Consider the following 8,666-nt stretch of genomic DNA (forward strand, 5'->3'; position numbering starts at 1 on the left):
GAAATCCTGTTCTTCACTCGTCAATCCTTCATCCGTCATGGCAAGCAATGTCTGCCAGTCGGGTCGTCCGGTGAACAACTCCCCGTCCCAGGCCACGGTCCCTGCTTCCAGGGCGATGCGCTCGGTCTCCGAGACCCTGGGTGCCACCTTCTTGAAGGCGGCGAATAGCCATGGGCTGAGCCATTTGAGGCGCAGGGCAGGGAGACCAGCCGCGGCCACCAGCATGGCCCCGATCAGCAGGAGAGTGCCGAGTACCGCAGCACCGAGCAGCAGGCCGGCGAGGCCCGTCACGCCCAGCACGCCGAGGGCAGGCAGGGCGCCAGCCTCTCGGCGCATGACGACCAGCAGGCCGGTCATGGCCAGGATCAGCAGGATCAGGGCTAGCATGGGCAGTCTCCGCTTGGGGTGGAACGCCGGAATTCGAACAGACGTTTGAATCCTTGCAGACTAGCCCAGTTCCCTTCAGTTGGCCAGAGCGGAGGACGTATCCGGGCGCCGGGATTCGCCGCGGGCCGGGGTATCACCCGCCACATAGTAGGGGGCATCCGAACGCGGCAACGGTTCACGTCCGCGGATGCGGTCGGCGATCTTCTCGGCCAGCATGATGGTAGGGGCGTTGAGGTTGCCGGTGGGAATCACCGGGAACAGCGAGGCGTCCACCACCCGCAGTCCCTGAAGGCCGTGCACCCGGCCCTGGCCGTCCACCACCGCTTGCTCGTCCTCGCCCATGCGGCAGCTGCCGCATGGGTGGTAGGCGGTCTCGGCATGGGCCTTGACGAAGGCATCCAGCTCGGCGTCGGACTGGACGTCCGGTCCCGGCGAGATCTCCCGGCCACGGTAGGGGTCGAAGGCGGGCTGGGCGATGATCTCGCGAGTCAAGCGGATGGCATCGCGGAACTCCTGCCAGTCCTTGTCGGTGGACATGTAGTTGAAGCGGATGCTGGGTGCGGCCTCGGGGTCGCGGGAGGTCAGACGGATGCGCCCGCGGCTCCCGGAACGCATGGAGCCTACATGGGCCTGGAAGCCGTGTGCCTGGACCGCGCTCTTGCCGTTGTAGCTGATGGCGATGGGCAGGAAGTGGTACTGCAGGTTGGGCCATTCTTCCTGGTCATTCGAACGGATGAAACCGCAGGCCTCGAACTGGTTGCTGGTGCCGATGCCGGTACCGAGGAAGAGCCACTCGGCGCCGATCTTCGGCTGGTTGTACCACTTGAGCGCCGGGTAGAGCGAGATCGGCTGGGTGCACTCGTACTGGATGTACATCTCCAGGTGGTCCTGAAGGTTCTCGCCCACCCCGGGCAGGTCGTGGACCACCGGGATGTCGAGTTCGGCGAGGTGCTCGGGGTTGCCCACTCCCGAGCGCTGCAGGATCTGCGGGGAGGCGATGGCGCCGCCGCACAGCAGCACCTCGCGGTGGGCATGGACCTCCTGGGTCTGGCCACGTCGCTCGTAGCGCACGCCGGTGGCGCGCTTGTCCTGGAAGGTGATGACGTCGGTGGTGGCGCGGGTCTCGATGGTCAGGTTGGGGCGCGGCTTGGCCTGGTCGAGGTAGCCGCGGGCGGTGGACGCGCGACGACCGTTCGGCGTGACGGAGCGGTCCATGGGGCCGAAGCCTTCCTGCTGGTAGCCGTTGACGTCCCCGGTGGCCGGGTAGCCCGACTGCTGGCCCGCCTCGATGAAGATGTGATATAGCAGGTTGTTGCCTTCCTTCGGCGTGGTCACGCTGACCGGGCCATCGCCGCCGTGATAGTCGTCGGGGCCGATGTCGCGGGTCTCGGCCTTGCGGAAGTAGGGCAGGCAGTCGGCATAGGCCCAGTCATCGAGCCCGGCGCCCTTGGCCCAGTTGTCGTAGTCCAGGGCGTTGCCGCGGATGTAGCACATGCCGTTGATCAGCGAGGAACCGCCCAGCCCCTTGCCGCGGCCGCACTCCATGCGCCGGCCGTCCATATGGGGTTCCGGGTCGGTCTCGAACGCCCAGTTGTAGCGCTTGCCCTGCAGCGGGTAGGCCAGTGCCGCCGGCATCTGGGTGCGGAAGTCGAAGCGGTGGTCGGGGCCGCCGGCCTCGAGCAGCAGCACCGAGACGTCGGGGTCCTCGGTGAGCCGGGTGGCCAGCACGTTGCCGGCCGAGCCGGCACCGATGATGATGTACTCAAACTCTCGAGCCTGTGTCATCGACAAGCCCTCCTCAAGCGGCAAGGATGGAACGGGGAGACCGTAGCGGCGGTCACGAGGGGCGCCTCGTGACCGCGTGCGGAGCGTCGGCTTAGAACACCGATTCGAAGGGCGCCATCTCGATCTGCACGGACTTGATCTGGGTGTAGTGATCCAGGGTCGAGATGCCGTTCTCGCGGCCCACGCCGGACTGCTTGTAGCCGCCCACCGGCATCTCGGCGGGGGACTCGCCCCAGGTGTTGATCCAGCAGATGCCTGCCTCGAGACGATGGATGCTGCGATGCGCGCGGTTGAGGTTCTCGGTGAAGACACCCGCGGCCAGGCCGTATTCGGTGTCGTTGGCGCGGCGAATCACTTCGTCCTCGTCGTCGAAGGCCAGCACGGACATCACCGGGCCGAATATTTCCTCACGCACGATGCGCATCTCGTCGGTGCAATCGGTGAAGATGGTCGGTGCCGCCCAGGCGCCGTGAGCATAATCGCCCTGGTCCCAGGCCTCGCCACCGATCAGCACGCGAGCACCCTCTTCCTTGCCCAGCGCGATGTAGGATAGCACCTTCTCTCTATGCTCGAAGCTGACCAGCGGGCCGAAGTTGACCGCCGGGTCCATCGGGTCACCGGCCTTGATGCGGGCGACGCGCTCGGTGAGCTTGGCCTCGAAGGCCTCCTTGACGGAGCGATCGACGAAGACCCGGGTGCCGTTGGTGCAGATCTGACCGCTGGAGTAGAAGTTGGCCATCATCGCCGCATCGGCGGCGCGATTCAGGTCGGCATCGGCGAAGACGATCAGCGGCGACTTGCCGCCGAGCTCCATGGTCACGTCCTTGAGGCTCGAACTCGCCGAGGCGGACATGACCTTCTTGCCGGTGCCGACCTCGCCGGTGAAGGACACCTTGTCGATGCCCGGGTGGGCGGTCAGCATCTGGCCTACGCGGCCATCGCCCTGCACCACGTTGAAGACACCGGCGGGCAGCCCTGCCTCGGTGAAGATCTCGGCCAGTTTCATGGTAGTCAGCGGGGTCACTTCGCTGGGCTTGAAGACCACGGCGTTGCCGGCGGCCAGGGCCGGGGCCGACTTCCAGCAGGCGATCTGGATCGGGTAGTTCCAGGCGCCGATCGAGCCGATCACGCCCAGCGGTTCGCGACGGGTGTAGACGAAGGATTCTTCACGCAGCGGGATCTGGGTGCCTTCGATGGCGGGCGCCAGTCCGGCGAAGTACTCCAGGGCGTCGGCGCCGGTGACGATATCCACCGCGGCGGTCTCGCTGATCGGCTTGCCGGTGTTGCGGGTCTCGAGCTCGGCCAGCTCGTCGTTGTGCTCACGCAGCAGCGCCACGGCCTTGAGCAGGATGCGCGAACGCTCCATGCCGCTCATCGCCGCCCAGATCCGCTGGCCCTTGCGGGCCGCGACCACGGCGGCATCCACGTCGGCTTGAGACGCCTGCTGGACGGTGGCGAGCGGCGAGCCGTCGATCGGGTTGGTGACGGAGAAGGTCTCGCCGGAGGTGGCGGCCGTGTGACGGCCATCGATGTAGAGTGTCTGGGTGTCTAGAGATGCCATGGTGACCTCCGTTCAGGCGGGGGGAAGGGTGGCTTGGGTGTCGAGCAGTCGGTACAGGTAGTACCGGGCCAGGCGACGCGCCTCGTCGCTGTCCAGGCCCTCGAGGGTCAGGGCGCCGCGCAGCCACAGGCCATCGATCAGGGCGGCCAGTGCGCGGGCACAGGCGCGAGCCTCTTGGCGGGGCATCAGCCAACGGAACTGGTGACAGAGATTGGAGTACAGGCGCCGATCGTTGACCTGCTGAAGGCGCGCCAATTCCGGCTTGTGCATGCTGCTGGCCCAGAAGGCCAGCCAGGTCTTGGCCACCGGCCCGGTGACCTGGCTGCGGTCGAAGTTGCCGTCGATGATGGCGCCGATATGGGCCCTGGGGCTTGACGTGGTGAGCTCGCCACGCCGCGCCGCCACCGCCTCGCCCAGGTCGCTGAGGATCTGGCGCATGGTGGCCTCCACCAGGCCGTCCTTGCCGCTGAAATAATGACTGATGATGCCGGCGGAGACGCCCGCGTGGCGGGCGATGCGCATCATCGTCGCATCGGCCAGGCCGACCTCGTCGATGGCCGCCATGGTCGCCTTGATCAGCTGCTGGCGGCGGATGGGTTCCATTCCAACCTTTGGCACCGTTGCTGGCTCCTTTCCCGGGGAGTCGATCTTGCAACCAACGCATGAAGCATGGTTACCATGTGTACAGCTTGCCATTTCTTTATTGAACGTTCAATCAATAAAGGTCTGGTGGACCATCCTGCTGGTCGCTGGCGTTGCTGCCGCGGCTTCACTTCGTGTCCAACAAGAGGAAAGCTCTCATGAGCATGACCACCCTGAACCGTCGAATGGCCCTCGGCTTCGGTGCCGCTGCCCTGGCGGTCGCTGCCGCTCCGCTGCAGGCTGCCGAGCCCGAGAGTTGCGAGGCCGTGCGTTTCGCCGAGGTCGGCTGGACCGACATCACAGCCACCACCGCGCTCACCACCGAGGTGCTGGAGGCCATGGGCTACGAGACCCGTATCGATACGGTTTCGGTGCCGATCGCCTACTCTGGCTTGAAGAACGGCGATTTCGACGTCTTCCTCGGCAACTGGATGCCGTCCATGGCCTCGATCAGCGATCCCTACGTCGAGGATGGCACTGTGGATCGCCTGGCGGCCAACCTCGAGGGCGCCAAGTACACCCTGGCGGTGCCGCAATACGTCCATGAGGCCGGTGTCACCTCGGTGGCCGATCTCGCCGAGAATGCCGAGAAGTTCGACAGCAAGATCCACGGTATCGAGGCCGGCAACGACGGTAACCAGCTGATCCAGCAGATGATCGACGACGACGCCTTCGGTCTCGGTGACTGGCAGCTGGTCGATTCCAGCGAGGCCGGTATGCTCGCCGAACTTCGGGCCAGGGTACCCAATGAGCGCTGGATGGTATTCCTCGGCTGGGAGCCCCACCCCATGAACACCAACTTCGACATGGCCTACTTGTCGGGTGTCGATGACTACTTCGGCCCGAACCTGGGCGGGGCCACCGTCTACACCAACACCCGCGGTGGCTACGCCGAGGAGTGCGCCAACGTCGGTGCGCTGCTGGAGAACCTCGAGTTCACCCTTGAAATGGAGAACCAGCTGATGGGTGAGATCATGGATCAGGGCGAGGATCCCCGCGATGCGGCCCGCGCCTATCTCCAGGCCAACCCGGAGGTGCTCGATACCTGGCTGGATAGTATCAGTACCCGTGAGGGCGAGCCGGCGCTGCCGGCGGTGAAAGCGTCCCTGGCCATCGAGGGCTGACAGGCTCTCGCGGGCTTGTCAGGTCCCCTGTTCAAATCAGGGCGCAGCCACCAGACGAGAGAAGGCGCCTCTTCGCTTCCCGCGAAGGGGCGCCTTCTCGTTGTGGGGGCATGATGCCACCGGGATCATGCGCTCTTGACCTGGCGAGCCCGTTACGTATACTGCGCCCCGTGTTCGAGGTCATTCCCCGATAGCTCAGTTGGTAGAGCAAATGACTGTTAATCATTGGGTCGCAGGTTCGAGTCCTGCTCGGGGAGCCAAGCACACATCCTGCCGTTAGATGACGATCCCCGATAGCTCAGTTGGTAGAGCAAGTGACTGTTAATCACTGGGTCACAGGTTCGAGTCCTGTTCGGGGAGCCAACGTCATCACACCACGTCATGATGTCTCACGTCACTCGCTGCAGCACCCTTACTTGCTTACTGCGGCAGCCTTGGTCATTGATTCCCTGTGCTTTTTCTCCTGGCCTCCCGATGCCTGTGGCTGTCGTGCATGATGGCAGGCTCACCTGCCTGCCATCCTGGCATGCCGGTTATTGCGGGCAGGGAGCACAGGGCGAACATTCCCTGCTGCCCTGCTCACGTTGCTTGAGCACCGTATCGACGCTTCTGTCGCCGGTGTTGAAGGCGAAGGTGTTGCTGGACAGGTGATCGGCCAGGATCATCACGAAAATCACCAGCAGAGCCAGCACCACGATGCTGCGGCGATAGATGGCCTTCATGTCGAATTCCTTGGGTCAGTTCAGTTGGGTCAGTTCAGTTGGGAAGTCTGAACCAGGGACGCAGCCGGATGCCGATCAGCGAGCCGAGGAAGGCCGAGGCGAACCATATCCAGCCGTGCAGGCTGGCCGAGGCGATCCCGGAGAAGAGCGCTCCGATGTTGCAACCGAAGCCCAACCTGGCCCCGTAGCCAAGCAGTAGCCCGCCGACGATGGCTGCCAGGAATTGCCGACCCTGAGGCTTGCGCAGGCTGGCTTCGTTGAAGCGGTTGGCCATGCCGGCGGCCAGCATGGCGCCCAGCAGCAGGCCGAAGTTCATGACCGAGGTGGTGTCGACCAGCACGGAATCGGCCAGGGCCAGGGCAGGGGTGTCCCAGGTCCAGAACTCGAATTGGCTCATGTCCACACCCATACCCTGCAGGGCCTTGGCACCCCAGAGACCGAAGGCGAAGGTGATGCCCCAGGGGGAGCCGGCGATGGCCAGGGTCAGGACATTTCCGAGTGCAAGCGCGGCGATCGCCCAGAGGAATGGCCAGCGCCCCGTCAGGAGTGTTTTCAGCAACCCCTTCTCTGCCCCACCGAGACGCAGCTCGTTCCATTCCACTCGACCGTGGGCGCGGCGTTCCACACGGTTGACCCACAGGCCGATGGCGCCCAGCAGGGCCAGCTGGAAGAGGATGGCACCCGGCAGGCTCAGTCCGTCGACCAGGCTTACCGGAGAGATGCCGGGGCGTTCCAGCCACCAGGGCAGATGGATAGTGCCGATCACGCTGCCGATGATGAAGAATAGCAGGGTCACGACCATGCGGATATTGCCCGACCCTACCGTAAACAGGGTGCCGGAGCCGCAGCCTCCCCCGAGTTGCATGCCGATGCCGAAGATGAAGGCGCCCACCACCAGGGAGACACCGACCGGTGCCACGGCGCCCACCAGTCCCTCCATGCCGCTATGGAGCATGGGCACCATGATCACCGAGGTAACGGCGAAGAGGAGCAACTGGGCACGCAGACCCGCTCCCCGTTTCTGGGTCACCAGGTTGCGCCAGCCGGCGGTGAACCCGAAGGCGCCATGGTATAGGGCTACCCCCAGCAGGGTGCCGACACAGAAGAGAGCGACCAGGAAGGGGGCCGTTTCCAGCCAGATCAAGGCAGCCAGCAGGACCAGCCCGACCATTGCCACCACCACCGCGAATCGATCCACCTGCCAGGTGCTTTCCCGGGCTTGCAGCGTGCTCGCTTGATTCATAGTCCCGTCCGTCAGTCGTTCAACCTAATGCCCCTGCCATACCCTAGGGCATGGCAGGGGCGGTAAACCTGAAAGTTTACACGACGCTGGTTCAGCGACTCAGTTGAAGAAGTCCAGCAGCCGTCCTATGCCTCGCTTGGCCACCTGGACCGGACGCGCATCGCTCACCGTCCAGGCGGCCATGGAGCCGTCATACATGGACACATTGTCGAAGCCGGCCATCTCGCTGAGGACGAACCAGTCGGTTGCCGCCCAGTGGCCGGTGTTGCAGAAGGCGATGGTCTGGGCATTGCGATCGAGTTCGGCCTCGTTGATACGCGCCTGAAGGCCATCGACATCCAGGAAGAAAGCATCATCCTGACCGCGCATCAGGGTGTGATGCGGAAGGTTGGTCGAGCCCGGAATGGTGCCCGCAACGCGGACGGCGGGAGACTTGTTGTCACCGGTGAAGTAGTCCGAGGGACGCGCATCGACCAGCTGAGCTTGCGAGGAACGCGCGGCCTCGACCTCTTCAGTGGTGGCGATCAGTTCTTCCCGGAGGCTCGCTTGGAAGGTGGCCGGTTCGGGGTTGGGCGAGGATCCACTGGCCACCTCGAACCCTTGTTGCTGCCAGCCGGCGAAGCCGCCGTTGAGGATGGCAACAGCGTCATGGCCCAGTACCTTGAAGGTCCAGTAGATTCGGGCGGCACTGCCGAAATCGGTTTCGCCGGTACCCGCGGACACGATGACCACGGTGTCGTCGTTGCCGATACCCAGGCTGCCGATCAGGGTCTCGAGATCATCGACGTCCGGCATCAGACCCGCGACGTCGTTGCGGGACTCCCGCCAGCCATCCTCGATGTAGTTGCTGTAGAGGCTTCCGGGGATACGGGCGGATTCGAAACTTTCGCGGTCCCCGCCGTCATCGATGGCGGAACGGACATCGAGGATCACGAGATTGTCGTCGTCCAGATGCGCCTTTAGCCAGTCGCCGTCGACCAGCGGTGTCAGATCCGCGGCGTGCGCCTGGAAGACGATCAGCAGGGTGCCTGCCATGATGGAGAGTGTTCTGAACATATACTTGACCTCTTTGGTCGGGTTTAGGTGGCTATTATGCCAGCCAAGGACATCGCTGCAATATGCCTTGAGAGAATGAATTATTGTTTAGTAAGTTGGTTTCAGTATATAGAATTTCGCCAAGGCCGCGCAGCTGCGGCCATGAA

The 8,666-nt window shown here is 64.3% G+C and carries 7 protein-coding genes, 2 tRNA genes and 1 pseudogene; 3 read left to right on the top strand and 7 right to left on the bottom strand.

Going from position 1 to position 8,666, the window contains the following annotated elements; all coding sequences use genetic code 11:
* From fadE to betI, 4 genes and pseudogenes are all read right to left on the bottom strand, one after another.
* Nucleotides 1-387 (bottom strand): annotated as a pseudogene (fadE, locus tag ACESMD_RS14800) (acyl-CoA dehydrogenase); the annotation flags it as partial.
* A 75-nt stretch (nt 388-462) separates the two neighbouring features.
* Nucleotides 463-2,172 (bottom strand): choline dehydrogenase, encoded by a 1,710-nt coding sequence (gene betA / locus ACESMD_RS14805; protein WP_372614476.1) that lies wholly within the window; start codon nt 2,170-2,172, stop codon nt 463-465.
* A 91-nt stretch (nt 2,173-2,263) separates the two neighbouring features.
* On the bottom strand, nt 2,264-3,733 hold the full coding sequence (gene betB, locus ACESMD_RS14810; RefSeq protein WP_372614478.1) for a betaine-aldehyde dehydrogenase: 1,470 nt from the start codon (nt 3,731-3,733) through the stop codon (nt 2,264-2,266).
* A gap of 12 nt (nt 3,734-3,745) precedes the next feature.
* Nucleotides 3,746-4,351: a transcriptional regulator BetI gene (gene betI, locus ACESMD_RS14815; protein WP_372614480.1), complete on the bottom strand. Its 606-nt coding sequence runs from the start codon at nt 4,349-4,351 to the stop codon at nt 3,746-3,748.
* Nucleotides 4,352-4,533: 182 nt separating this feature from the next.
* Here betI and ACESMD_RS14820 point away from each other — a divergent pair, with 182 nt between their 5' ends.
* The 3 genes from ACESMD_RS14820 (at nt 4,534) to ACESMD_RS14830 (ending at nt 5,862) form a co-directional block, all read left to right on the top strand.
* Nucleotides 4,534-5,499, top strand: coding sequence for a choline ABC transporter substrate-binding protein (locus tag ACESMD_RS14820; protein WP_372614482.1), 966 nt, complete (start codon nt 4,534-4,536; stop codon nt 5,497-5,499).
* A 184-nt stretch (nt 5,500-5,683) separates the two neighbouring features.
* Nucleotides 5,684-5,759, top strand: a tRNA-Asn gene (locus ACESMD_RS14825).
* A gap of 27 nt (nt 5,760-5,786) precedes the next feature.
* Nucleotides 5,787-5,862: transfer RNA gene (locus ACESMD_RS14830), tRNA-Asn, on the top strand.
* A 170-nt stretch (nt 5,863-6,032) separates the two neighbouring features.
* Here the strand turns inward: ACESMD_RS14830 and ACESMD_RS14835 are convergent.
* The 3 genes from ACESMD_RS14835 to ACESMD_RS14845 all read right to left on the bottom strand — a co-directional run bounded on the left by ACESMD_RS14835 (nt 6,033) and on the right by ACESMD_RS14845 (nt 8,520).
* Nucleotides 6,033-6,221 carry a hypothetical protein gene (locus ACESMD_RS14835; protein ID WP_372614484.1) on the bottom strand — a complete coding sequence of 63 codons (189 nt, stop codon included), beginning with the start codon at nt 6,219-6,221 and terminating at the stop codon, nt 6,033-6,035.
* A 34-nt stretch (nt 6,222-6,255) separates the two neighbouring features.
* Entirely contained in the window at nt 6,256-7,464 is a 1,209-nt protein-coding gene (locus tag ACESMD_RS14840) for a YeeE/YedE family protein (protein WP_372614486.1), read from the bottom strand.
* Nucleotides 7,465-7,563: 99 nt separating this feature from the next.
* Nucleotides 7,564-8,520: a sulfurtransferase gene (locus ACESMD_RS14845; RefSeq protein ID WP_372614488.1), complete on the bottom strand. Its 957-nt coding sequence runs from the start codon at nt 8,518-8,520 to the stop codon at nt 7,564-7,566.
* Nucleotides 8,521-8,666: the final 146 nt, after the last annotated feature.

The organism is Halomonas sp. (assembly GCF_041689495.1).
Lineage (GTDB): Bacteria > Pseudomonadota > Gammaproteobacteria > Pseudomonadales > Halomonadaceae > Halomonas.

Excerpts from the sequence above, each read along its gene's own strand:
- betA (WP_372614476.1), bottom strand. The coding sequence starts at position 2,172 with ATGACACAGGCTCGAGAGTTTGAGTACATCATCATCGGTGCCGGCTCG.
- betB (WP_372614478.1), bottom strand. The coding sequence starts at position 3,733 with ATGGCATCTCTAGACACCCAGACACTCTACATCGATGGCCGTCACACG.
- ACESMD_RS14820 (WP_372614482.1), top strand. The coding sequence starts at position 4,534 with ATGAGCATGACCACCCTGAACCGTCGAATGGCCCTCGGCTTCGGTGCC.
- ACESMD_RS14835 (WP_372614484.1), bottom strand. The coding sequence starts at position 6,221 with ATGAAGGCCATCTATCGCCGCAGCATCGTGGTGCTGGCTCTGCTGGTG.
- ACESMD_RS14840 (WP_372614486.1), bottom strand. The coding sequence starts at position 7,464 with ATGAATCAAGCGAGCACGCTGCAAGCCCGGGAAAGCACCTGGCAGGTG.
- ACESMD_RS14845 (WP_372614488.1), bottom strand. The coding sequence starts at position 8,520 with ATGTTCAGAACACTCTCCATCATGGCAGGCACCCTGCTGATCGTCTTC.